Source organism: Streptomyces kronopolitis (genome assembly GCF_014646275.1).
GTDB lineage: Bacteria > Actinomycetota > Actinomycetes > Streptomycetales > Streptomycetaceae > Streptomyces > Streptomyces kronopolitis.
The window spans coordinates 287,679-309,833 of record NZ_BMND01000001.1; the positions used below are offsets into that span (position 1 = coordinate 287,679).

24 protein-coding genes are annotated in these 22,155 nt (G+C 71.2%); 10 read left to right on the forward strand and 14 right to left on the reverse strand.

From position 1 onward, the window contains the following. Positions 1-260: 260 nt before the first annotated feature. Positions 261-713: a VOC family protein gene (locus IEY78_RS01025; RefSeq protein WP_189095465.1), complete on the forward strand. Its 453-nt coding sequence runs from the start codon at positions 261-263 to the stop codon at positions 711-713. Positions 714-782: 69 nt separating this feature from the next. Here IEY78_RS01025 and IEY78_RS01030 read toward each other — a convergent pair whose 3' ends face one another. Then, positions 783-2,225, reverse strand: a complete 1,443-nt coding sequence (locus IEY78_RS01030) for a cellulase family glycosylhydrolase (protein ID WP_373294034.1) — start codon at positions 2,223-2,225, stop codon at positions 783-785. A gap of 350 nt (positions 2,226-2,575) precedes the next feature. Then, positions 2,576-2,899, reverse strand: coding sequence for a GatB/YqeY domain-containing protein (locus IEY78_RS01035; protein ID WP_229699636.1), 324 nt, complete (start codon positions 2,897-2,899; stop codon positions 2,576-2,578). Between the two features lie 352 nt (positions 2,900-3,251). Between IEY78_RS01035 and IEY78_RS01040 the strand changes: the two genes are divergently transcribed. Then, positions 3,252-3,686 (forward strand): VOC family protein, encoded by a 435-nt coding sequence (locus IEY78_RS01040; protein WP_189095469.1) that lies wholly within the window; start codon positions 3,252-3,254, stop codon positions 3,684-3,686. A gap of 35 nt (positions 3,687-3,721) precedes the next feature. On the opposite strand, the gene IEY78_RS01045 is transcribed toward IEY78_RS01040, so the two are convergent. Then, positions 3,722-4,096: a fluoride efflux transporter FluC gene (locus IEY78_RS01045; RefSeq protein WP_189095471.1), complete on the reverse strand. Its 375-nt coding sequence runs from the start codon at positions 4,094-4,096 to the stop codon at positions 3,722-3,724. Beyond that, positions 4,093-4,623 carry a fluoride efflux transporter FluC gene (locus IEY78_RS01050; protein WP_189095473.1) on the reverse strand — a complete coding sequence of 177 codons (531 nt, stop codon included), beginning with the start codon at positions 4,621-4,623 and terminating at the stop codon, positions 4,093-4,095. Before IEY78_RS01050 ends, IEY78_RS01045 begins: the two co-directional genes overlap by 4 nt. 339 nt (positions 4,624-4,962) lie before the next feature. Between IEY78_RS01050 and IEY78_RS01055 the strand changes: the two genes are divergently transcribed. The 3 genes from IEY78_RS01055 (at position 4,963) to helR (ending at position 8,383) form a co-directional block, all read left to right on the forward strand. Further along, entirely contained in the window at positions 4,963-5,310 is a 348-nt protein-coding gene (locus IEY78_RS01055) for a DUF190 domain-containing protein (protein ID WP_189095475.1), read from the forward strand. Between the two features lie 103 nt (positions 5,311-5,413). Continuing rightward, a complete protein-coding gene (locus IEY78_RS01060; RefSeq protein ID WP_189095477.1) occupies positions 5,414-5,821 on the forward strand; it encodes a RidA family protein in 408 nt (135 codons plus the stop codon). A gap of 411 nt (positions 5,822-6,232) precedes the next feature. Continuing rightward, positions 6,233-8,383 (forward strand): RNA polymerase recycling motor ATPase HelR, encoded by a 2,151-nt coding sequence (gene helR / locus IEY78_RS01065; RefSeq protein WP_189095479.1) that lies wholly within the window; start codon positions 6,233-6,235, stop codon positions 8,381-8,383. 61 nt (positions 8,384-8,444) lie between these two features. Here the strand turns inward: helR and IEY78_RS01070 are convergent, their stop codons facing one another. From IEY78_RS01070 to IEY78_RS01095, 6 genes are all read right to left on the reverse strand, one after another. Further along, positions 8,445-8,795 (reverse strand): UBP-type zinc finger domain-containing protein, encoded by a 351-nt coding sequence (locus IEY78_RS01070; protein WP_189095481.1) that lies wholly within the window; start codon positions 8,793-8,795, stop codon positions 8,445-8,447. Then, on the reverse strand, positions 8,792-10,249 hold the full coding sequence (locus tag IEY78_RS01075; protein ID WP_189095483.1) for an ATP-binding protein: 1,458 nt from the start codon (positions 10,247-10,249) through the stop codon (positions 8,792-8,794). Before IEY78_RS01075 ends, IEY78_RS01070 begins: the two co-directional genes overlap by 4 nt. Further along, on the reverse strand, positions 10,246-11,922 hold the full coding sequence (locus tag IEY78_RS01080; protein ID WP_189095485.1) for an NAD(P)/FAD-dependent oxidoreductase: 1,677 nt from the start codon (positions 11,920-11,922) through the stop codon (positions 10,246-10,248). The genes IEY78_RS01075 and IEY78_RS01080 overlap by 4 nt, the downstream gene beginning before the upstream one ends. A gap of 161 nt (positions 11,923-12,083) precedes the next feature. Further along, a complete protein-coding gene (locus IEY78_RS01085) occupies positions 12,084-13,193 on the reverse strand; it encodes an alpha/beta fold hydrolase (protein ID WP_189095486.1) in 1,110 nt (369 codons plus the stop codon). A gap of 255 nt (positions 13,194-13,448) precedes the next feature. After that, positions 13,449-14,210 (reverse strand): SDR family oxidoreductase, encoded by a 762-nt coding sequence (locus tag IEY78_RS01090; protein ID WP_189095488.1) that lies wholly within the window; start codon positions 14,208-14,210, stop codon positions 13,449-13,451. A gap of 431 nt (positions 14,211-14,641) precedes the next feature. Continuing rightward, the gene (locus tag IEY78_RS01095) at positions 14,642-14,851 is read right to left on the reverse strand and encodes a hypothetical protein (RefSeq protein ID WP_189095490.1); all 210 of its coding nucleotides are present in this window, start codon (positions 14,849-14,851) and stop codon (positions 14,642-14,644) included. Between the two features lie 191 nt (positions 14,852-15,042). Between IEY78_RS01095 and IEY78_RS34085 the strand changes: the two genes are divergently transcribed. The 4 genes from IEY78_RS34085 to IEY78_RS01110 all read left to right on the forward strand — a co-directional run bounded on the left by IEY78_RS34085 (position 15,043) and on the right by IEY78_RS01110 (position 17,429). After that, positions 15,043-15,213 carry a hydrophobic protein gene (locus IEY78_RS34085; RefSeq protein WP_086716166.1) on the forward strand — a complete coding sequence of 57 codons (171 nt, stop codon included), beginning with the start codon at positions 15,043-15,045 and terminating at the stop codon, positions 15,211-15,213. A gap of 155 nt (positions 15,214-15,368) precedes the next feature. Beyond that, a complete protein-coding gene (locus tag IEY78_RS01100; RefSeq protein WP_189095492.1) occupies positions 15,369-15,542 on the forward strand; it encodes a CsbD family protein in 174 nt (57 codons plus the stop codon). 112 nt (positions 15,543-15,654) lie between these two features. Beyond that, positions 15,655-16,872: an FUSC family protein gene (locus IEY78_RS01105; RefSeq protein ID WP_189095494.1), complete on the forward strand. Its 1,218-nt coding sequence runs from the start codon at positions 15,655-15,657 to the stop codon at positions 16,870-16,872. Positions 16,873-16,967: 95 nt separating this feature from the next. Next, the gene (locus tag IEY78_RS01110) at positions 16,968-17,429 is read left to right on the forward strand and encodes a GNAT family N-acetyltransferase (protein ID WP_229699637.1); all 462 of its coding nucleotides are present in this window, start codon (positions 16,968-16,970) and stop codon (positions 17,427-17,429) included. A 72-nt stretch (positions 17,430-17,501) separates the two neighbouring features. On the opposite strand, the gene IEY78_RS01115 is transcribed toward IEY78_RS01110, so the two are convergent. From IEY78_RS01115 to IEY78_RS01130, 4 genes are all read right to left on the reverse strand, one after another. After that, positions 17,502-17,729 carry a hypothetical protein gene (locus IEY78_RS01115; RefSeq protein ID WP_189095496.1) on the reverse strand — a complete coding sequence of 76 codons (228 nt, stop codon included), beginning with the start codon at positions 17,727-17,729 and terminating at the stop codon, positions 17,502-17,504. A gap of 143 nt (positions 17,730-17,872) precedes the next feature. Further along, a complete protein-coding gene (locus IEY78_RS01120; RefSeq protein WP_189095498.1) occupies positions 17,873-18,844 on the reverse strand; it encodes an SDR family NAD(P)-dependent oxidoreductase in 972 nt (323 codons plus the stop codon). Positions 18,845-18,999: 155 nt separating this feature from the next. Continuing rightward, positions 19,000-19,791: a Rieske (2Fe-2S) protein gene (locus IEY78_RS01125; protein ID WP_229699638.1), complete on the reverse strand. Its 792-nt coding sequence runs from the start codon at positions 19,789-19,791 to the stop codon at positions 19,000-19,002. 471 nt (positions 19,792-20,262) lie between these two features. Next, positions 20,263-20,772: a MarR family winged helix-turn-helix transcriptional regulator gene (locus IEY78_RS01130; protein WP_189095502.1), complete on the reverse strand. Its 510-nt coding sequence runs from the start codon at positions 20,770-20,772 to the stop codon at positions 20,263-20,265. Between the two features lie 80 nt (positions 20,773-20,852). Here IEY78_RS01130 and IEY78_RS01135 point away from each other — a divergent pair, with 80 nt between their 5' ends. After that, positions 20,853-22,034: a PP2C family protein-serine/threonine phosphatase gene (locus tag IEY78_RS01135; RefSeq protein ID WP_189095504.1), complete on the forward strand. Its 1,182-nt coding sequence runs from the start codon at positions 20,853-20,855 to the stop codon at positions 22,032-22,034. Positions 22,035-22,155: the final 121 nt, after the last annotated feature.

A 22,155-nucleotide genomic window follows, 5' to 3' on the forward strand; every position in this document is an offset into this window, starting at 1 on the left:
CTCCTGCGGAAACGCGGGTACCAGGTGCGTGTACCCCGTGCCCTGGGCGGGTTCCCGGATCCGGCCACCGGTACGACCGTTTGCCAGCCGCGGGGCCCCTCGGCCCGCGCACGCCGGCATCACGTCCCGCCCGGCGAACCGCCGACCGCACCCCCGAATGGCTGCCCGATCCGGACGCCCCGGACGATCCGGAGCGCGGCGACCGCGGCAGTCCCCACCCGTCCACCGCACGGGTGCCCGGCTCGGCTATAACCAGTCGCATGACCCTGAGCTGGAAACTCGTCATCGACAGCAGGAACGCCCCCGCCCTCGCGGACTTCTGGGCCGAGGCACTCGGCTACGAGGTGGAGAACCCCGGCCCGCTCATCGAGCAGCTGCTGACCGCGGGCCACATCGGCGAGGAAGCGATCGCCGAGTACCGCGGCCACAAGACCTTCCGCGGCTATGCCGCGATCCGCCACCCCGACGACCCATTCGACGAAACCAGTGGCATCGGCCGCGGGCGACGCCTGCTCTTCCAGGACGTGCCCGAGGCCAAGACCGGCAAGAACCGTCTGCACCTCGACATCCACGCGGAACCCGGCGGCCTCGACGCGCTGGTGGCCCGCCTGGAGACCCTGGGCGCGACCCGCGTCAGCGAGGTGGACAAGGGACCCGCCGGACACTGGTGGGTGCTGCGGGACCCGGAGGGCAACGAGTTCTGCGCCGCGTAGTGGCCGGTGGCGGGACAGCGCGGGGAGGAGCGGGGCCCTCCCCGCCGTCGAGGGGCGGTGCGACGCCGCTCAGCCCCGTGGCGAGAGGGTCACCGTGACCCGTCCGGAGGCACCCGGCTCGGTCGTCACCAGGATCGTGCCTCGCTCCCCGACCGGTACGGTACGCGGCCGAGCCGTGGCCGGGCCGCGTACCGACACCTGCCATCCCTCGGCCGCGGGCGGCGCGGACAACTCGCTGACGTCGGGCCGCCGTACGGCGTCGTAGACGAGGCGGAACGTCCGCGTCGTGGGGTCGTAGTGCTGCGCGCGCACCGTGCCGGCGACGGCGGGGGCATAGGGACGTGCGGTCTGCTCCTTGTTGGCCAGGAAGCGGCCGTCCTTGTCGACGGCGCAGTACCCGCCGCCGTAGCACCACACATAGCCCGCCCAGCCGGAGCTGTAGCGGTCCAGGGAGCCGAGGGCATCGCCGTAGAAGCGCGCCATGTGGGGCAGCGAGCTGTCCCGGGGACCCCACTCGCCGACGACGACCGGCAGGTGATGTGCGCTCGGGTACCCGACGACGGCGTTCTCGTAGGCCTCCATCCAGTGCGCCGCGGGGTCGTAGTCGCCGCCGGCTTCCATCGTGGCGTTGTAGAAGTGCGGCGCGTAGACCACCTTCGGGTCGTGTATCCGGCCGAGGCCCGTGGGCAGCCCCTCGCCGACGATCGGGGTCGGTTCGACGAACAGCCGGTGGCGCCGGTCGACCGTGCGGATCGCGCTCGCGATCCGGTCGTACATCGGAGTCAGCTGCTCGGACTCGATGCGATGGGCGGCGGCCGGAAGGTCCTCGCCCGCGCGCATCCGCCCCATGGGCTCGTTGATCAGGTCATACCCGAACACGGCGGGGTGGTGGGCGAAGCGCCGGGCGAGGACCTGCCACATGCGGGCCTGGGCCCGCTGGAGGTCGCTGTCCTCGTAGAGGTGCTCGAAGGCCGCCTGCACCGCGGGCTCGAAGTACTCCCCGAACCAGTCGTCCGGGTGCGGTGTGAAGGGCAGCCCGTCGGTGCGGGTCGCCCACTCGGGGATGCCCCGGTGGCCGAACGCGGGCCCGTAGACGTCCTGGTGGGCGTCGATGACCACCCTGATGTGCCAGCGCTGTGCCCAGTTCAGTACCCGTTCGATCTTACCGAGATAGCGCGCGCTGTAGTGGCCGGGACGCGGTTCCAGGTCGTCCCAGAAGACCAGCAGGCGCGCGAAGTCGAAGCCCTGCGCGTGCAGATCGCGGAAGTGCCGCGGGGTGATGGCGCTGAGGGCGTCGGCCCCGCGGTGCGACTTGTCCTCGATGTTCCAGCCGCGCAGGGTGAGCGTGCGCCCGCGGTCGTCGGTGAGCGGCGGCGGTAACGGTGCGGCCGACGACGCGGGCGACGGTGGGGACGAAGGGGGCGGCGCCGCGTCCGCGCGTACTGCGGCCGGTACGAGCAGTGCGCCGACGGCGACCAGCGCCATCCCCGCCTTGACGATGAATCCGCTCATGACCAGAGCCCTCCAGGCTTCGCACTGACACGGACGTACACCGGGCTGACACGCACCGCACACCTCGACATCGAGACGACATCGAGACCGACATCGAGACCGACATCGAGACCGACATCCCTCGACACCGGCCTCCGAAGAGATGGCCCGCAGCGCTTCCCGCCAAACCCACGGGGGAGGCGAGGAAAGCCGGTGTAGCACGTCAACACCGGCCCCGAGCTGCTGTGTTGACCGGGTGTCGACCGACCCGGGGGTGGGCGCTGCGGCCGAAATGTGTCAGCCGGCCGATGGCCGAAGAAGGGGCATGGCTCGGCACCACCCGTGGCCTGACGAGTCCGCGGGCTATCCCTCTACGGGGTGCCGTGGTCGTCGTCGAGGAAGCGAAGCAGCACAGCGGCCTCGGCGCGGAGCCGCGTGACGTGATCCGCATGCGCGGGCGCACTCAACTGCGTTGCGGAGTCCAGCCGTTCGGCGGCCTCGGCTCGCACGATGTCCGCCACGGCGCGCTCACTCAGGTCACGGCGTGCCGCCTCTGTGACACCGACCCCGGCCGGTGTGTGCTCCAGCGCCCCACCCCGCAGCTCCGCTTCGCCCACGGGCACCGCCTCCGCGTTGTCCAGCGCGGCGAGTGTGGCACGCAGGGCGCTCACCGCGACCTTGTCACGAGCACGCATCGCTTCCGGAAGGGCTTCACGCATACGAACACGAAGGGACATGCCAGGACCCTATGGCAGTGCTCCGGTGCCCACAACGCAATACCGCCACAGCACCAGCCCCCCACCAACTGGGCTTAGAATCGGGGCAGTTCATCAAGCTTCCGTCCGCCCATACACCTGCTGGGCGACATCGCCGAACACCGGGCCGTACATGTGAGTGCTGTCCGAGAGCCCGTCACCGGACACACACCTGCCGGGTCAGCGGGTGGAAATCCGGTTGAGCCCCGGTTGATCACGTGGCAGGCTCGCCCGCCATGACTCGGCGATGACATCAGGTGTCTCGGCGGACAGCACTGACTGAGGTGGGCCCATGGCATCGATCAAGCAGTTCCAAGTCACCTTCGACTGCGCGGAACCTGAGCTGGTCGCTCGCTTCTGGTGCGAGGTGTTGGGGTACGTCGTGCCGCCGCCACCGCAGGGTTTCGCCACCTGGGACGAGTTCGACCGCTCGCTGCCGGCTGAGCAGCAGGGTTCGGCGTTCGCCTGCGTCGACCCCTCGGGGGTGGGCCCGCGGCTGTTCTTCCAGCGCGTACCTGAAGGCAAGGCCGTCAAGAATCGGGTGCACCTCGACGTGCGGGTCGGCACGGGGCTCGTGGGGGAAGAGCGCCTCGCCGCACTCGAAGCCGAGTGCGCACGACTGGTCGCACTCGGCGCGGTGCGCGTGCGGTTGCTGCCTGCCGATGACGACAACGAGTCGTGCCTCGTGATGCAGGACATCGAGGGCAACGAGTTCTGTCTCGACTGAGGGCCGCACACCGGCCCGAGTCCCTTCGGCCCCGTTCAGCCCAGGAGTGCCGTGGCGAGGGCGGTGGCGAGGTACGCGGTGCCCAGACCGGCGAGGACGCTGACGACCGCGTTGGCGGCGGCGAAGTACTTCGCGCCGGTCTCGGCCAGCCGCAGGCTCTCGAAGGAGAAGGTGGAGTAGGTGCTCAGCGTCGCGCACAGACCGGGCCCGATCAGATGCTGCAGCGCCTGGGGGACGGTGGTGGCGGTCGCGGCGCCGGTGAGGAAGCCCAGCCCCGCGCAGGCGGCGAGGTTGACGCTGAACGTGCCCCACGGGAAGACGGTGTCGTGGCGGGCCTGCACGGCCCGGTCGGTGAGGTAGCGCAGCGGGGCGCCGATGATCGCGCCGACGATGACCATCAGCCAGTTCACGACCGCCCCCGCTCCGCGTCGGCATGCGGAAGGACGGCGAGGCGGGTGAGGGCGGCGGTGGCCCAGACCGCTCCGAAGGAGGCCAGCAGGGTGCCGGCCGCGTACAGCACCCCGGTGCCCGGGTGGCCTCCCACCAGCAGGCGCTGGGTGTCGAGGGTACTGGTGGAGAAGGTCGTGTAGCCGCCCAGGACGCCGGTGCCCAGGAACGGCCGCATCAGCGGGTGCACGGCGAAGCGTTCGGTGATCAGGACCATCAGCACGCCCATGGCGGCGCAGCCGGTGACGTTGACCCAGAACGTGGTCCACGGGAACGCGGCGGGCGCGGTGGGCCAGAGCACCGAGGCACCGTAGCGCGCGCAGGCGCCGATCACCCCGCCGGCGGCGATCGCGGTGAGGATCGCGGCGTGCTTGCGTGCGGGTGTCCGGCCCGCCCGGCTTGGCCATGGGTCGATCGCGGTGTCCGGGTCGACGGGCTCGGCCGCCCAGTCGCCCGGCCGGGGCGCGGGGCCGTCGTGTTCGCTGGTCACGGGCAATCTCCTACCTGACGTCGATCCGGCGCGCGGGATCGGCGCGCCGTTCAGGCAGGGACCGTTGGCGGCGGTGTCGCCGCGGTTGGGTACGGCGGGCCCCACCGCCGTACAGCCGCGCCCTCTCACGGGCCGGCTGCGCCATACAGGGTACCCAGCGTTGCTGCCGGTGGGCCGTGGGGGTCCTTTGGGGGGCTCCGGGACCGTGTGGGCTCGTCCTGCCGAGCCTTTGCCCCGGACACCGCGCGGCGGTGAGCCCCGCCGTGCCACCGTCGCGGCAAAATGCCGCCAACGGTCCCTCCTGAGCAACACGTCATCGAGAGTCCAAGGGAGCCAGCGATGCGGCTGAGCGGTACCGCACTGCGCGTGACGATCTTCATCGGTGAGAACGACATCTGGCACCACAAGCCGGTGTACTCAGAGATCGTGCACCGGGCGCACAAGGCCGGGCTGGCGGGGGCTTCGGTCTTCCGCGGCATCGAGGGCTACGGCGCCTCCTCGCTGATCCATACCACCCGACTGCTGTCGCTGAGCGAGGATCTGCCGGTCGCCGTCGTCATCGTCGACGACGAAGAACGCATTCGTGCCTTCCTGCCGCAGCTCGATGAACTGGTCAGCGAGGGGCTGGTGATCCTCGACGACTGCGAGGTCATCCGCTACGTCGGTCGCACCCAGGCAGATACCTGAACCGGCCGGCCATGGCGCCTGGTGGGTAGGGTACGAAGTGACTCATGGGGCTGGTGCGGTGTTCCGGTCCGCTCCATGGCCTGGCTACTGAAGGAAGTGTGCTGTGCCGCGTACGACGTTTCAGCCCGAGGCCCTGTTCCGCAGCCGTCCGTGGGGGTTCTCCCAGGTCGCGGTGTCCCCGCCCGGGAAGATCGTCAACATCGCGGGCCAGGTCGCGTGGGACCGCAACCACGAGGTGACGGCGGTGGGGCGGGAGGCGCAGCTCCGCCAGGCGCTCCAGCATGTGTTCATCGCCCTCGAAGAGGTCGGCGGCACCCCGGATGACATTCAGATCCTCCGGCTCTACCTTCCGAACTTCGAGTCCGGCCCCGAGGCGGATGTGATCGGCCGCGTCCTGGTCGACGTATTCGGAACGGAGAACCCGCCCCCGTCCTCATGGATCGGCGTGCAGGGCCTGGCGCAGCCCGAATACCTCGTCGAGGTCGAAGCCATGGCGGTCGTTCCGGAGTAACACGCGCGAGACCGGCGATGGCGAGCGCGGCCCGGCGGGCCAGGAAAGCGCGACGGTAAAGACCGAGCCCTCGGTCAGGGACCGAATCCACGGACAGGAAACCAAGCCCCCGACCCGGAAAACACAAAGGCAAGGAGGAATTCCCACTCCTTGCCACTCTCAACTTATAGCGCACCGGGGGGCTTGCGGCAAGGCCCTGGTGGTCGGGCACAATCGCGGGCCGAAGTCGGAACCTGCGGAAAAGGGAGATTCGCGAAGTGCGTGTATTGCTGTCGGTTGAGGGATGGTGCGGGGACGTCGAGCCGGTGGCGGGACGCGTACCGCGGGGGCAGGTGCGGGCGCTCGGCGCCGCATCGCGGGTGTGCCTGCCGTCGGCCGTCATGGCCGCGGCCCCGGAACGGAGCTGAGGACATGTCCCCTCAGACCACGACGACCAGCGCGTTCGCCCTTCCCGAGCAGCTCGCCGCCAAGGCCGACCCGGCGCTGATCGACGGCGACGAGCAGCACTTCGCGGCCGTCTCGGAGAGCCTGACGCAGACCATCGCCGAACTGTCCGGCCGTCTCGATGCCGCGCGCAAGGCACCCGGCGGCCTCGGCCGGGCGGCGATGGACCGGGACACCGAGGTCCACCAGCTGACCGGCCGCCTGCGCGCCCTGCATCGCTTCGGACTGGACCTGTGCCTGGGGCACTTCGTCCGTACGGACAACGCCGAGACCATGTACATCGGACGCCTCGGCCTCACCGACAGCACGGGGCGCCGGCTGCTGGTCGACTGGCGTTCCCCGGCGGCCGAGCCGTTCTTCGCGGCGACCCACGCGCACCCGATGGGGCTGGCGAGCCGCCGCCGGTACCGCTGGACCCGCGGCCGGATCAGCGACTACTGGGACGAGGTGTTCACCGCCGACGGGCGCGAGGGGCACGCCGCGCTCGACGACCAGTCCGCGTTCATCGCCGGGCTCGGCGGCAGCCGCTCGGCCCGGATGCGCGATGTGCTCGCCACCATCCAGGCCGACCAGGACGCCGTCATCCGGGCGGGATCCCGCGGTGCGCTCGTCGTCGACGGCGGTCCGGGGACGGGCAAGACCGTCGTCGCGCTGCACCGCGCCGCCCACCTCCTCTACTCCGATCCCCGCCTCGGCCACCGCAAGGGAGGCGTGCTGTTCGTCGGTCCGAGCCGGCCGTACCTGGCCTATGTCGCCGATGTCCTGCCCAGTCTCGGCGAGGAGGGCGTGCAGACCTGCATCCTGCGCGACCTCGTCCCCGAGGGAGCCGGCGCGGTGACCGAGCGCGACCCGGACGTGGCCCGGCTGAAGTCGTCCGCGGACCTGGTGATGGCGATCGAGCCGGCTGTCGGCCTCTACGAGGAGCCGCCGACCGAGGGGATGACGGTCTCCAGCCACTGGTCCGACCTCTGGCTGAGTGCCGACGACTGGGCGGCGGGGTTCGACGCGGTGGAACCCGGTACCCCGCACAACGAGGCGCGCGACCAGATCCGGGAGGAGCTGCTCACGATCCTGATGGACAAGGACAGCAGTGACGCCCCGCCCGAGTTGCTGAAGCGGTCGCTGCTGCAGAACCGGGAGCTGAACCGGACCCTCAACCGCGCGTGGCCGATGCTCGACGCGGGTGAGCTCGTCGGCGACCTGTGGTCGGTGCCCGCCTACCTGCGCAAGTGCGCTCCCGGGCTCGGCCTCGACGAGGTACGTGCGTTGCAGCGTGCGGACGCCCAGGCCTGGACGGTGTCCGACCTGCCGCTCCTGGACGCGGCGCGGCTGCGGCTCGGCGACCCGGAGGTGTCACGGCGCAAGCGTCGGCGCGATGCCTTTGTCGCCGCCGAACGTGCCCGCAGGGCCGACGTCATCGACGGCCTGCTGCGGGCCGACGACGGTGAGGGCGCGGTGACCATGCTGCACGGGCAGGACCTCCAGGACACTCTCATCGACGAGAGCGCACTGCCGGGCGCGGACCCCGAACCGCTCGCCGGCCCGTTCGCGCACATCATCGTGGACGAGGCGCAGGAACTGACCGACGCCGAATGGCAGATGCTGCTCCAGCGCTGCCCGTCCCGGAGCTTCACCATCGTCGGCGACCGCGCCCAGGCCAGGCACGGATTCACCGAGTCGTGGCAGGAACGGCTGGAGCGGGTCGGTCTCGCCCGGAGCACCGTGGCCTCCCTGAACATCAACTACCGCACGCCGGAAGAGGTCATGACGGAGGCCGAGGGGGTCATCCGGGCCGCGCTCCCGGACGCCAATGTGCCGACCTCCATCCGCCGCAGCGGCCTCCCCGTCGTCCACGGATCGGTTGCCGACCGTGACTCGATCCTGGACACCTGGCTGGGCACCCATGCGGAGGGGATCGCCTGCGTCATCGGCGATCCCACGTTCCGGGCGACGCCCCGCGTCCGGTCGCTGACCCCGGAGCTGTCGAAGGGGCTGGAGTTCGACCTGGTCGTCCTCGTCGACCCGGAGGCGTACGGCGACGGCATCGAAGGAGCGGTCGACCGCTATGTCGCGATGACCCGGGCGACCCGGCAGCTCGTCATCCTCACCAGCTCCTGACGCCGGGCCGCGCGAGGTGACCGCCTCCCAGCTTCTCCCGGCCCGCTCCGGACGGCACCCGCTAGCCGAGACGCTCGGCCCAGTCCTGCGGGACCCGTCCCGCGGGGCCGGGGGTGGGCTGGTCGGCCGGGTGGCTCTCCGGGGGAGCCAGGGGTGGGCCCGAGGCGTATACCTCCGAGGTCTGGTAGCTGTAGAACCAGGCCTCGCCCGGTTCGAAGCTGCGGATCACCTGGTGCCCGGTGTCGCGCGCGTGGGCCGTCGCGTGCTTGGCGGGCGAGTCGTCGCAGCAGCCGATGTGGCCGCACTGTGCGCAGCGTCGCAGGTGGAACCACCAGCCGCCGTCGGCGTCACACTCGGTGCATCCGGTTCCGCTGGGCGGGACCGAGGGGTCGATTCCGTTCGGGGACGTCATGACGGCTCCTGTGGGGGACGGGTTTCGGCGACGGCCAGCGGGAGTCGGACCTGGAAGCGGGTGTCGCCGGGGACGGAGTGGAAGCGCAGGTCCCCGTTGTGCTTGTGGACCACGATCCGCCAGGAGATGTCCAGGCCGAGACCCGTCCCCTCACCCACCGGTTTCGTGGTGAAGAACGGGTCGAAGACGCGGTCGCTGATCTCCTCGGGGATTCCGGGACCGGTGTCGCGGAACTCGACGAGCAGCAGCTCCCCCTCGCGCGCGGTGCGGACGGTCAACGTGCCCTCGGTGCCCGTGCTGTTCATCGCCGAGACGGCGTTGTCGATCAGATTCGTCCATACCTGGTTGAGTTCGCCGGGGTAGGCCGGGATCTTCGGCAGCGTGCGGTCGTAGTCCTTGACGACGGTGATGTGCGGGCCGATCTTCGCGGAGACCATCAGCAGCGTGCTGTCCAGCAGTTCATGCACGTCGGAGACCTGGTGGGGCGCCCGGTCGAGTTGGGAGTACTGCTTGGCGGCCGTGACGAGGGCCGAGACGCGGGTGGTCGAGTCCTCGATCTCGTTCATCAACAGCTCGGTCTCGACGGTGTAGTTGAGCCATCGCATGGCGCCTTCGAGGCTGTCCCGGTCCACGGTCGCGGCGACCTGGTCCAGCCAGTCGGTGTCCAGACCGGCCTGGACGAAGGTCGGCGCGAGCTGCCAGCCGTCCCCGATGCCGTGGTCGTCCAGCCAGTCGGCGAGCGCGTCCTCCCGGTCGGAGGCCTCCAGCGGGGTCAGGGTGGTGGCCTTGGCGACGCGCTCGGCCGTGCGTTCCTGGACCTCGATGAGCGTCTCCAGGCTGTCGCGCCGGTACGGTCCCGCCGCGAGCATGCCGAGCTTGTGGCGCATTCCGGCGACCCGCTCGCGCAGCGCGGAGGTGGCGCACACGGCCGCGGCGGCGGGGTTGTTCAGCTCATGGGTCAGACCCGCCGACAACGACCCCAGAGCCAGCAGCCGTTCGCGCTGGCCGACGGCCTCCTGGGTGCTCTTGGCGCCGAAGAACAGGCCTTCCAGCAGATGGACGGCCATCGGAAACCACTCACGCATGATCGCCGCGAAGCTCTCCGCCGGCAGCACGAAGAAGCGTGTGGGGGCGATGACGCTCAGGGAGCTGTTGTACACCTGACGCATCCGGTCACCCAGATACGCCTGGAAGGCTCCCGCGTACACCCCGCGGCTGGAACTCCGGTTGATCTCCACGTCGTAGTCCCCGATCCGGCGGGAGAGCACCAGGGTTCCTTCGAGCAGCACGTAGAAGCAGGTGGCGGGGTCGCCCTCCGCGTACACGGGCCCGGGCTCGAACGCCTCCACACGGCCTTCGCGGCAGAGCCGGTCGATCTGGTCGGGAGCCAGCTTCTCGAACAGGAACAGTGAGCCGAGTTCCTCCTGGCTGCACGGCATCGGCCGGCTGTTCATGACTGCTCCAGATATCGGTGGACGAGCATGACCGCCATGGCTCCCTCTCCCACCGCGGAGGCGACCCGCTTGGCCGACTCGGCGCGCGCGTCCCCGGCCACGAACACACCCGGGACGTTGGTCTCCAGGTGGTAGGGCGGCCGGTTCAACTCCCAGCCGTCCGGCGGGCGTCCGTCCGCGGTCAGATCGGGTCCGGTCAGGATGAAGCCGCGGGAGTCCCGGAGCACCGTGCCCTCCAGCCAGTCGGTCAGCGGGGCCGCCCCGATGAAGACGAACATCCACTGGGTGTCGACGAGTTCGGTGTCACCGGTCGCCGTGTCGCGCAGGGTGAGCTGCTCCAGTTGATGCGAGCCGTGCGCGGCGTCGACGACCGTGTGGGTGCGCACCGAGATCGTGGGTGCGTCGTCGACCTGCTGGACGAGGTAGTGCGACATCGAGGTGGACAGGGACGGCTTGCGCACCAGCACGGTGACCGACTTGGCGCTCCGGGCCAGGTAAATCGCGGCCTGACCGGCGGAGTTCGCGCCGCCGACGATGTACACGTCGTGGCCCTGGCAGGCGGCCGCCTCGGTCAGCGCCGAGCCGTAGAACACTCCGCAGCCGGTCAGCTCGGGGACGTGCGGCGCGTCCAGCTGCCGGTACGACACGCCGGTCGCGAGGATCACGGCATGCGCGGCGACGGCGGAGCCGTCCGAGAACCGCACGACCCGCGAGGAGCCATTGACCTCCAGGCCGGTGACCTCGCGGGTGGTCAGTATCTCGGCGCCGAACTTCGCCGCCTGCCGCCGGGCCCGGTCGGTGAGCTGCGCCCCGGACACGCCGTCGGGAAAGCCGAGATAGTTCTCGATGCGCGAACTCTGGCCCGCCTGGCCCCCGGTCGCGGAGCGTTCCACCAGGACGGTCCGCAGTCCCTCGGAAGCCCCGTACACCGCCGCACCCAGACCGGCCGGTCCGCCGCCGATGACGACGAGGTCGTAGAAGTCGGTGGCCGGGGTCGTCGCGAGGCCGACCCGGGCGGCGAGCTCCCGGTCCTCGGGCTCGACGAGGGCCGTGCCGTCCGGAGTGATCACCAGCGGGAGCCGCAGGCCCTCCTCGTCCGCGGCGCACAGCAGCCGCCGGCCCTCCGGATCGTCAGACGAGTACCAGCGGTACGGCACCTGGTTGCGGGCCAGGAACTCCCGGACGGCCGAGGAACGCGCCGACCAGCGGTGCCCGACGACCTTGGTGACGGCCACCGGCCGGTGATCGGCTGCCCGCCAGGCCTGCAGCAGGTCGTCGAGGATCGGGTAGAGCTTCTCCTCGGGCGGCTCCCACGGCTTGAGGAGGTAGTGGTCGAGGTCGACGACATTGATCGCGTCGATCGCCGCGTCGGTGTCCGCGTACGCGGTCAGCAGCACCCTTCGGGCGTCGGGGTAGATGTCGAGGGCCTGCTCCAGGAACTCGATGCCGTTCATCTCCGGCATCCGGTAGTCGGCCAGGATCACCGCGACGGGGCCGCCGCGCAGCTTCAGCTCGCGCAGGGCGTCGAGGGCGGACCCGCCGGACTCCGCACGCACGATGCGGTACGACTCGCCGTAGTGCCGCCGCAGGTCGCGGGCCACGGCTCGCGACACGCCCGGATCGTCGTCCACGGTCAGGATGACGGTCCGCGCCGGACTGGTGGCCTGCTCCATAGGCATCCCGTCCCCGGGTCGCTCGCGCCGTTCTCGCCCTTACCTCACCGGCCGCACGAGCCCGTCTGGCATGCCGGCGTGCCGGTCGTGTCCATCGTATGGGTGATTGTCATGGTTTTCCATGCAAGATCGGGAGGGCGGGCTGCTGCCTGGCACCGGCTTCACTTCCCCGGCCGCCGTTCGGCCGTGCCGAAGCCGTCGGCGCCCACGACACCCGCGGCCTCCGCGACATCCACGACGGCCCGGGCGAAGGCCTCGGGTGCCTCCTGCGGCACATTGTGGCCGACGCCCCTCAGCGTGCGGTGCGCATAGCGGCCACGGAATTTGCCTCGGTAGGACGAGCCGCCGCCCGCGGGCGTGAAGGGATCGTCCGCGCCGTCGAGGGTGATCGTGGGCACGGTGATCACGGGGCCCTCGGCGAGGCGCCGCTCCAGGCCGTCGTAGCGCGGATCCCCCTCGGCCAGGCCCAGCCGCCAGCGGTAGTTGTGCAGCACGATGCGCACATAGTCCGGATTGCTGAACGCCGCCGCGGTGCGAGCGAAGGTGGCGGCATCGAAATGCCAGGTGGGGGAATTGAACGTCCAGATCAGCCGGGCCAGCTCACGCCGGTTGCGCTCCAGGCCGAGCCGGCCCCGCTCCGTGGCGAAGTAGAACTGATACCACCACGCCCATTCGAGCTTCGGCGGCAACGGCTGCTTATTGGCCGCACGATTCGTGATCAGATATCCGCTCACGGAGACCAGACCCCTGACCCGTTCCGGCCACAGGGCGGCGATGATGTCCGCGGTCCGCGATCCCCAGTCGTAGCCGGCCAGGATCGCCTTGTCGATCCGCAGGGCATCCATCAAAGCGAGGATGTCGAGGGCGAACACCGACTGCTGGGCGTTCCGGAAGGTCGTGCTCGACAGGAACCGCGTCGTACCGTGGCCGCGCAGATACGGGACGATGACCCGGTAGCCCTTGGCCGCCAGCAAGGGGGCGACCGCGACGTAACTGTGGATGTCGTAGGGCCAGCCGTGCAGAAGAAGGACCGCGGGCCCGTGGGCCGGGCCCGCCTCGGCGTATCCCACATTCAGGACGCCCGCCCTGACCTGCTTCAACGGACCGAAGGACGGTTCCGCTGCCGGGCGTCGTGTGCCGCGGTCGGCCGCCGGCCGGGGCTCGTGGTGGTCGACGGACGCGGCCGTGGAACAGGCCGTGGAAAGGGCCGCTGCCGAAGCGGCGGCCGCCCCTTTGCCGACGGTCTTCCCGAAGGTTCTCCTGCTGATCATCTCCGTACTTCCCGTGAAGCCGCGGTCGGCCGTCATTCGGATGGTGCCGCCGCGGAATGCGCGGAATTCCTTCCCCGGTCCGGCACCCGCCCCGTCGCCGTGCACGGAAACTCCAGGCCATCGGCGGAAGGCCGAACGGCAAGGGGCGCCCGCCGGCGGGGCGACCGCACGACCGGGTGAAAGGGGCCGGCGGCACACCGCGCGCGTCGTCCCGGGAATAGGTGCGGGGCCTCCGTGCGGAAAAGGGTCGGGCCCTCAGTGGGGAAGGAGTTGCTGTCCGCCGTCGATGTCGTACGTGCCGCCGGTGAGGGCGTCGTTGCACATGAGATGGACGGCCAGGGCGGCGACGTCCGCCGGCTCGACCACCCGCCGGATGGGAAGCGTGGCACGCAGCTCCGCCCGCCGGGCCTCCAGCTGATCGCCCAGCAGCGAGGCGGACAGCGGCGTGTCGACGAATCCGGCGGCGATGAGGTTCACCCGGACCGGCGCCAGTTCGAGCGCCAGATTGGCGGTGAGGGCGGACAGCGCGGCCGTCAGGGCGGACATGATGGTCATGCCGACAGCGGGGCGCCGGCCGCCGGTGCCACCCATGAACAGCAGCGTGCCGCCGGGGCGAACCCTTTCCCGGCTGTGGAGGGCGACGCCGAGGGGCAGGGCGAGCCGGTCCTCGAACTCCCGGCGGGCGGCGTCGAGATCCATGCCGGACAAGGGCCGGTAGGAGGGACTGCCGGCCGTCACCATCACATGGTCGACGGGTTCGGCCAGATCCTGGAAGAACTGCTGGAGGCGGTCCGTGTCGGTCGCGTCGAACGCCGCCGTGCCGACCGGACGCAGTGCGTGTGCGGCGCGTTCCAGCCGTTCCGGATTGCGGCCGACGAGGATGAGCCTGCCGCCCCCGGCCTGAACCTGGCGGGCGGTTTCGAGGCCGATGCCCGAGCTGGCGCCGATCACCACGACGGTCCGGCCCGCGAGATCGCGCCGAGGCGGGGGACCGGGGCCGCCGGACGCCGCGGTCATGACCGAACACCGCCGGTCAGGGCCGTGAAGCGGTCGGGTACGCGCGCTCTTCCGGTCATCCGTACCTCCGGACATCGGTGTCTGCTCCCATCGTGGCGCTTCGGGCCGCTGATCACCTGTCGGCCGCTTCAGGAGACGGGACGGAGGGAGCGAAGGGGGAGGGGCGGCACACGAGACGGGTGTCCGGGTTTCGCCCGCCGCACGTGAAGAGCGTCACAACTGGCGTACGACTGGGGTGGGTTGACCGATCCTGGCCAGGACTTGCCGCATGACAGCTGGAGTCGACGTGGTGGCCCGCGGGGCGAGCGTGCGGGGGCCGAGAGGCCCGGTGTTCGAGGGAGCGGACCTGGACGTGCCGGCGGGTGGACTGCTGGCGTGCCGTGCCGGTGCGGGGTCGGGCCGTGCCGGCTCGTGGCGGGCGCGTGTCCGGGTCACCCCCAGACGTCGGGACCTCCGCCGACCCACCTGATCAACGGGTCCCGCAGCCCCACTTCCTCCGGGTCCAGGCCCACCCGGCGCAGGAACTCCAACAGATCGACCACGCCGTAGGCGACGCCGAGGATGTCGGTGTCACCGTGCACACGGCGGCCGCCCGTGGGGGCCGGTGGATGGACGACGATGCGGGGCCGGGGCTTGGACATACCCTCAGCCTGCCGAGTCCCGGCACGCACCGCGCGCGGCATGGCCCGGTCGGGTGACACCGCACTCTCCGTGCACGCCTGACCCTGGCGGGCGGCCGGGGGGAATGCCCGGCATCCGGATCGAGAAACATCATTTTCCGTCGTGTGGGTGGCACGGGACGGGGCACATGAGGGCTCGGAGGTTGATAAATATGGTTCCGCTGCTTCTCGTTCTTCTTCTCGCACTGCTTCTTTTCGGTGCCGGATTCGCGCTCAAGGCTCTTTGGATTGTCGCGGTCATCGTTCTCGCGGTGTGGCTGCTCGGTTTTGTCCTGCGTTCCGCGGGAGCGGGTGGAAAGCGCGGCCGGTGGTACCGCTGGTAGCCATGCGACCTGCAACGATGCCGCGAAAGCGGCCCGGGGTGGACCCCGCGTCATGATCCGCCCCGAGCCACTCCCACCCCGCCCAGGATTACCATGGGTTTCGCGGAGGAATTACCGGGCACCCGGAGTGGTGTCCCCCAGGAAAGGACCGCGTCATGAGCGCCAGTGAAAAGGCCAAAGCCAAGGCCGAGCAAGCCGCCGGCAAGGTCAAGAAGGAAGCGGGGAGCGCGGTCGGAAACGAAAGCGCCGCCGTCGAAGGCTCGGCGAAGGAATCCAAGGGAGACCTCCGCAGCGCCAAGGAAAAGGCCAAGGACGCCTTCAAGCACTGAGATGCACAGATATCTCGCGGGTGGGGCCCAGCGGAACGCCGGGCCCCACCCGCGGGTCTGACGTCCCTCGGACGGCAGGCGTTCGGGGCGAGCGGGAGAGCGGGAGCGTGGTGTGAGCGGGGCGGCAGACGAGCGCCGGGCGGGTTCGACACGGCAGGGCCGGGCGGCCCGGGCCGCACAGTGGTGGCGGCGCGCATGGGGGTGGGAGGGCCACGAGCGCCACACGGCGCTGCTGATCGGGAAGAGCACCCTCGCGGCCACGCTGGCCTGGGTGCTCTCCTACAACGTCCTCGACGCGCAGTCGCCGGCGTTCGCGCCGTTCTCCGCGGTGCTGATCATGCAGGTGACCGTCTACCAGTCGCTCCTGCAGTCCACGCGGTATGTGGGGGCGGTGGCCGCCGGTGTGGCAGTGCAGGCCGCTCTGGGGTTCCTGGGCGGCCCTGACCTGCTGACGTTCGCCTTGGTGGCGCTGGTCGCGCTCACCATCGGACGGTGGCCCGCCCTCGGCTCGCAGGGCTCGCAGGTGGCTACCGCGGCGTTCTTCGCGTTCTCCACCTATATCTCCGCGACCTCCGACCTCGACAAGATCACCCAGCTGGGACAGATCATCCTGCTGGTCCTCATCGGCTGCGGCGTCGGCGTCCTGGTGAACGTCACCGTCTTCCCGCCGCTGCGGCTCCGCGGCGCCGAACACGGCATCCGCTCCCTCGCCGACGCGCAGCGCGACCTGGTCGGCGACATGTATCCGGCGCTGCGCCAGGGGGAACTCGACGAGGATCGCGCCGCACACTGGCGGGAGCGGGCCGACCGGACCGGAGAACTCGTCACCCAGGCCCGGACGGGTCTGCGAACCGCCCGCGAAAGCATCCAGTACAACCCGCGCCGCCTCCTGCGCCGACACCGCGGCAGTACCAGTTTCGAGGGCTACGGCGCGGTGCTGGAAGCCCTGGAGCGCACGCTCTACCAGCTGGCGTCCCTCACCCGCAGCCTGCACCAGTGGAGCAAGTCGGAGGACGAGGACCCCCACAACCACGCCTCTTTCCTGGCGTGTTACGCCGACTTCCTGGAGTCCATCGCCGAGATCAACGAGGTCCTCGCCACACTCGACGAAGACCGGCTGAACGAACAGGCCCCGCAGCTGTGCCGACTGTCGGACCAGGCACAGCAACGCCGCCACCGCGTCAGCGAACAGGCCGAGCAGGACCACCTGCCCCTGACGGACCCGGCACGCCCATACGGCGTCCTCGTCCTGGAAGCCACCCGCCTCATGGAGGAATTCCAGTACACCTGCGACGTCCTCCAACACCACGTCGACCAACGAGCCGCGTAGCGCCCTGGCCTTTGTCGTACGCTTCCGCCGTGGACGGCACCCATGGCATACGGATCAGACCAGGCGGACTGGCCGACGCACCGGCCGTGCTGGACATGCTCGACGCCGCTGTGATCTGGATGAACGATCGCGGCAACACCGAGCAGTGGGGCACAACGCCGTATTCGCAGCGGCCCGGCGGGGTGGAGCGGGTGGAGAGGTACACCACCGAGAACTCCTCATACATCGCGGAGTTGGACGGGACACCTGTCGGAGCCCTGGTGTTGGACTGCGCGCCCAGCCCGCAGATGCCCATCGCGCCGGCCGAGGAACCCGAGCGGTACGTCCGGCTGCTGATCTCCGACCGACAGCACACCGGTCTGGGCATCGGGGCGGCACTCCTGGCCCATGCCGCCGAGGAGACCCGACGGGCCGGCGTGACGCTCTTGCGCGTCGACTGCTGGGCCGGCGGCGGAGGCGAACTGGTCGCGTTCTACGAGCGCAACGGCTTCACTCCCACAGCCCGTTTCCTGTCCGAGGGCTGGCCGGGACAAGTGCTGGCCCGGCGGGTCGTCTGACGGAACGGACGGGCCGCCCGGTTTGCCCAGCTCGACGGCGTGGGACCGCGACAGACGCAAACCGGAGACCGCCTAGCCGTGCCGCCCCGGCTGCCCCGTGTGCCGTCGGCGCAGGGCCGGGCCGGCGAGGGCGGGGAAGGCGATGACGCCGACCACGCTGGGGACGAAGCCGGGGTCGGCGGCGCCGGACTGGAGCATGGTTGCCAGAAGCTGGGCGCCGGCCAGTGCCGCGAGCCCGAGGTAGATCCATCCTGCCCAGGCGGGGTGGGCGAACGTGGACGGTGCGCTGTGTTGGTCCATTGTCCGCGTATGCCCCGTGACGCCCTTCTCAAGGCGTTGACGATCCGCCCTCCGTACTTTCGCGCGGAGTTCGGTGATCTGCCGGGTGACGAGATTCCCTGGCGGGCACGAGAGCAAGCCCACGTGTCCGCTCACCCGCCCCTTCAGCCCCGCTGGTTGAAGCGTCCCGCGGCCCGTTCGTTGAGCACGCCCAGCACCCCGCGCAGCCGCCGGGCGGGCGGCTGTTCCTCCGCCTCGATCCGCAGGCCCTCCGCCGTGCCGGAGCCGCCGTCGCGCGGCAGCAGCCGGGTCACCGCCGACAGCAGCCGGGTGGTGAACACCGGTGCCACGCCGTGCGCCGCCGCACCCAGTCGGGCCGCGGGGGTGAGCACGATCCGGGTCCGGCGTCGCTGGACCGCGGAGACGATGCGCTCGGCCGCCCGTTCGGCGTTCATCGACAGGACGGGCGCGCCGGCCAGCGCCTGGAACCAGGCGTACTCGCGCCGCCGGTCGCCGCCGAACCGCGCGTGCAGATGCGATCCGGTCCGCATCAGGCCCGGATGCACCCCGGTGACGGTCACCCCGTGTGCGGACTCCTCCGCGTGCAGCCCCTCGGCCAGTGCGGCGACCGCCGACTTGGCGCATGAGTACGGCAGCAGATGCGGCACCGCCAGCAGACCGCCGACCGACCCGATGAGCGCCAGCCGGCCACCCGCCGGACTGCGCCGGAGGTGAGGAAGGGCGGCGAGCGCGGTGTTCAGCGCCCCGCGGAAGATGGCGTCCATCGCGTCGCGGAACCCCTCGGCCCCGAGGGCTTCGGCCGGGCCGACCTGGATGATGCCCGCGTTGGCGAGGACGATGTCCAGCCGGCCGTGGTGCCGCGCGATCTCGTCGAAGCACTCCCGCACCGCCGCGCCGTCGCGCACATCGCACACCACGCCGCGCAGCACGCGCTCCCGCGCCCCGCCGAGTGTGCCGACCGCCCGGTCAAGTTCGGCCGCGTCGCGTGCCAGCAGCACCACATCGCAGCCACGCACCAGCAATTGACGAGCCATCAGAAGACCGAGTCCGCGTGAGCCGCCGGTCACCACGGCGGTGAGCCCTGCGACCGAGGGAGCGGCCGGCAATACCTGCATGAGGAGCCCTTCCGTCGAGCCCTTCCCGTGCCATCGGATGTGGCGGCCGGGCCGCACCGCGCCACGGACCTGTGCTTCGCCTCTTCGACGCTACCCGGAGGCACTCCGCTGCGCATGCGCGCCGGCGGCCGGCGGCGGGTGTGGCCCGCGCCGCCTCACCCGGCGTCCGGCAGCCGGACCCGGACGGTTCCGGTCTCGTCGACACGGACCTGGAAGGAGGGCTGCGGAGCCGTCGCCGGCCCACGGACGTTCGCGCCGTCCACGAGCCGGAAGACGCTGCCGTGCCAGGGACACCGCACACACCCGTCGGCGACCGTGCCCTCCGACAGGGGGCCGGACAGATGACTGCACCGGTCGGCCAGGACGTGGATGTCCCCGCCCGCCTGGCGGACCACGAGCAGTGGCACTTCGCCCAGTTGGCGGCGCACGGCCTCGCCCACCGGGAAGTCCTGCACGCTGCCCACCGGCTGCCAGGCGTCCGTCAGCAGATGCGGTACGGGCTCCGCCTTGTTGGGGCCCGCGGCCTGCCGGAACGCGAGGTGGCCGCCGAGCATCCCGCCGGCACCGGCCGCGCACAGACCCGCCATGCCGAGCACCTTGCCCAGCGCCGTACGGCCGCGGCCACGCTGCACCCAGGACTGCGCGTACAGGCCGACGGCCACCGCGGTCGACATCGCGTGCACCAGACCCGTGCGCTTCTGCTCGTCGTGCTGCTCGGCCCAGTCCACCCAGCCCGCCCACGAGGCGGGCGCGGCGGCGAGGACGCCCACACCGATCAGCAGGCGGGCGCCACGGCGGTTGCCGGGCACGACGTCCAGCACGGCGGAGGACAGCCACGCCCCGAGCGGCACCTGCACCAGCACCGGGTGGAGGGGATGGCCGAGGGGCAGCCCGTGCAGCACATCGCGCGCCCGCCCCAGGGGAAGAGCGCGCACCAGGCGCTCCATCGGGGTGATCACGACATCCAGGGCCGTGGCACGGCCGAGCGCATCGAGGGATTTCAGGAGCGCCTCGCCCGCTCGGGTGACGCCCCCCTTCACCTGGTCCGCGCTCGGCACGGTGGGGCCGCTTCCGTCGGCTGGGGCAGTCACTCGCACGGTCATCCTCCTGTCGTCCGCCCTCACTCGCGGACGGCGTTCTCCTGGAGCCCTGTCGAACTGCCGGCGGTCTCGCGCCGGGCGGTACGGGGGAGTGGTGCATGAGGTGGTGCGTGGGCGTGGCACACCGCACGTCCTCCCAGCGTGGCACCCGGCCGCGGTTCGTGCGCGCGCGGTTCCTCGTCAAAGGCCGGGCTCGTCCGAACGGGGGGTGAATGGGCGGTTTGATAGCGTCGGCGGTGCGGCGAAGATCGCTTGTCCGTCCGCGCAGAGGGATTCCGTTGGGGGATGCCGGCTCGAGAGGCGGAGCAACAGGTGAAGCTAGGCAGTGTCCGCGACGCTGTCGTCCCGGACGGAGGCGCCGCGCTCGTCGGCCGCGCGCCGGGCGAACGCCGTGTGAAAGGCCTCCAGGCCGGCCGCGAGCTTGGCGACATCGGAGGGTTCCATCCGCTCCAGGGTGGCCGTGACCTCTCGGCTCCGGGCCGCGCGGTAGTCCTCCAGCAGCACGCGGCCGCGCAGGCTCAGCCGCAGCTCGACCTCGCGCCGGCTGGTCGCGCTGGGAGCCCGTTCGGCCAGGCCCATCGCCTCCAGGCGGTCGCAGAGCCGGCTGACCGCCGGCGGCCGCGAGGCGAGCGCTTCGGCGAGCGTGCGCAGATTCGTGCCCTCCCGCTGCTCGATCACGAGGAGCGCGCGGAGTTGGGACGGGGAGACCTCCGCCGAGCGCGCCGCTTCCTGTCCGCGTCCCCACAAAACCTCGAGCAGCTCGGAGGCGGCGAGGGCCGCCGCGCTCGCCTGCTCGCGGGAAAGGGACCGACTGGTGAAACGGGGCACACGAACACTCTGTCACCCTGCGCGTCCCGTTGTCAGACCGACCCTGCCCTTGGCACGGCACGAAGGGGGTCCGCGGCAGCATGACGGAAGGCCGTGATGTGGGTGGGGCGCTGCGCGCGTCGCCGCCGTACGCCCTGCTCGACACCGTCCGTGAGCACCTCGCGGCCGTCTACGGTGCCACCTTGGTGCGGCTGTATCTGACGGATTACGGCGGCACCGTCCTCAGCCCGTGCGACCCGTCCTGCGATCCGTCCGAGAACGGGGCCGGGTCGCTGCCCGTCTCCAACAGCCCGGAAGGCCGCGCGCTGGGGAGCCAGGAGCGCCACGCGCAGCAGGTGCCGCACGGGGACGCCGTCGACCACCACCTCCCGGTGACGGTGCGCGGCGACCGGATCGGCATTCTCACGGTCCGGCTCCCCCGTGACCGCTCCACCCCCGCGGTCCTCGACGAGCTCCGGCAGGTGGTCGACCAGCTGGGGCACGAGATCCTGGTCGCCGAGCGGGACACCGACCTCTACCAGCGCGCACGCCGGGTCAGCCGCCTCACCCTGGCCGCGGAGATGCAGTGGCAGCTGCTTCCGGCCCGGGCGTGCACCGCCGCGCAGTACGCGATCGGCGCCCAGCTGGAGCCCGCCTACACGGTGCACGGCGACAACTTCGACTGGGCCTCGGACGGCGACGAGCTGACCCTCACCGTCACCAACGGCATGGGCCAGGGCGTCGACGCGTCGCTGCTGACCCATCTCGCGGTCAGCGCGCTGCGCAACGCCCGGCGGGCCGGCGTCGGCCTCGCCGACCAGGCGGCGCTGGCGGACCGGGCGGTCTACGACCACTACCGGGGCGCGTCCCACGTCTCGACGCTCCTGGTGCGCGTCGAGCTGGCGACGGGGCGGATGGAGATCATCGACGCCGGGTCGCCGCAGCTGTGGCGGCTGCGGGGCAGGACCGTCGAGCGCATCGACCCCGACAGACAACTGCCGCTGGGCATGTTCGAGGAGTCCCACTACGTGCCCCAGAGCTTCACGGTGCTGCCGGGGGACCGGCTGCTGTTCGTGAGTGACGGGGTGTACGAGGCGCCCTCGCCGCGGGGCGGCACGTATGTCGAGGCGGCGCTCGCGCGGGCGCTGCAGTCCACGCGGCTGCTGCCGGCCGCCCTGGTGCCCGGTGCGCTGCTGCGCGATGTGGCCGAATACCGTGCCGCGGAGACGTTGGATGACGCCTTGGTGCTGTGCTTTGACTGGTTCGGTGACAGTCTCGACTGAGCGTGGGGAGCCGGGTGTCCCTCGGACGTGTCCTGTCGATCCTCCGGGAGCGTCGCCTCGGCTCCGGTCCACGGCTGGGTCGCGCCGCGGACGGACGCACTGCGGTCCCCGGTTCCGTGGC

Bases quoted from the DNA above. Each gene is read 5' to 3' on its own strand.
- IEY78_RS01025 (WP_189095465.1), top strand. From the start codon at position 261: ATGACCCTGAGCTGGAAACTCGTCATCGACAGCAGGAACGCCCCCGCC.
- IEY78_RS01030 (WP_373294034.1), bottom strand. From the start codon at position 2,225: ATGAGCGGATTCATCGTCAAGGCGGGGATGGCGCTGGTCGCCGTCGGC.
- IEY78_RS01035 (WP_229699636.1), bottom strand. From the start codon at position 2,899: ATGCGTGCTCGTGACAAGGTCGCGGTGAGCGCCCTGCGTGCCACACTC.
- IEY78_RS01040 (WP_189095469.1), top strand. From the start codon at position 3,252: ATGGCATCGATCAAGCAGTTCCAAGTCACCTTCGACTGCGCGGAACCT.
- IEY78_RS01055 (WP_189095475.1), top strand. From the start codon at position 4,963: ATGCGGCTGAGCGGTACCGCACTGCGCGTGACGATCTTCATCGGTGAG.
- helR (WP_189095479.1), top strand. From the start codon at position 6,233: ATGTCCCCTCAGACCACGACGACCAGCGCGTTCGCCCTTCCCGAGCAG.
- IEY78_RS01070 (WP_189095481.1), bottom strand. From the start codon at position 8,795: ATGACGTCCCCGAACGGAATCGACCCCTCGGTCCCGCCCAGCGGAACC.
- IEY78_RS01075 (WP_189095483.1), bottom strand. From the start codon at position 10,249: ATGAACAGCCGGCCGATGCCGTGCAGCCAGGAGGAACTCGGCTCACTG.
- IEY78_RS01080 (WP_189095485.1), bottom strand. From the start codon at position 11,922: ATGGAGCAGGCCACCAGTCCGGCGCGGACCGTCATCCTGACCGTGGAC.
- IEY78_RS01085 (WP_189095486.1), bottom strand. From the start codon at position 13,193: ATGATCAGCAGGAGAACCTTCGGGAAGACCGTCGGCAAAGGGGCGGCC.
- IEY78_RS01090 (WP_189095488.1), bottom strand. From the start codon at position 14,210: ATGACCGCGGCGTCCGGCGGCCCCGGTCCCCCGCCTCGGCGCGATCTC.
- IEY78_RS01095 (WP_189095490.1), bottom strand. From the start codon at position 14,851: ATGTCCAAGCCCCGGCCCCGCATCGTCGTCCATCCACCGGCCCCCACG.
- IEY78_RS34085 (WP_086716166.1), top strand. From the start codon at position 15,043: ATGGTTCCGCTGCTTCTCGTTCTTCTTCTCGCACTGCTTCTTTTCGGT.
- IEY78_RS01100 (WP_189095492.1), top strand. From the start codon at position 15,369: ATGAGCGCCAGTGAAAAGGCCAAAGCCAAGGCCGAGCAAGCCGCCGGC.
- IEY78_RS01110 (WP_229699637.1), top strand. From the start codon at position 16,968: ATGCTCGACGCCGCTGTGATCTGGATGAACGATCGCGGCAACACCGAG.
- IEY78_RS01115 (WP_189095496.1), bottom strand. From the start codon at position 17,729: ATGGACCAACACAGCGCACCGTCCACGTTCGCCCACCCCGCCTGGGCA.
- IEY78_RS01120 (WP_189095498.1), bottom strand. From the start codon at position 18,844: ATGCAGGTATTGCCGGCCGCTCCCTCGGTCGCAGGGCTCACCGCCGTG.
- IEY78_RS01125 (WP_229699638.1), bottom strand. From the start codon at position 19,791: ATGGAGCGCCTGGTGCGCGCTCTTCCCCTGGGGCGGGCGCGCGATGTG.
- IEY78_RS01135 (WP_189095504.1), top strand. From the start codon at position 20,853: ATGACGGAAGGCCGTGATGTGGGTGGGGCGCTGCGCGCGTCGCCGCCG.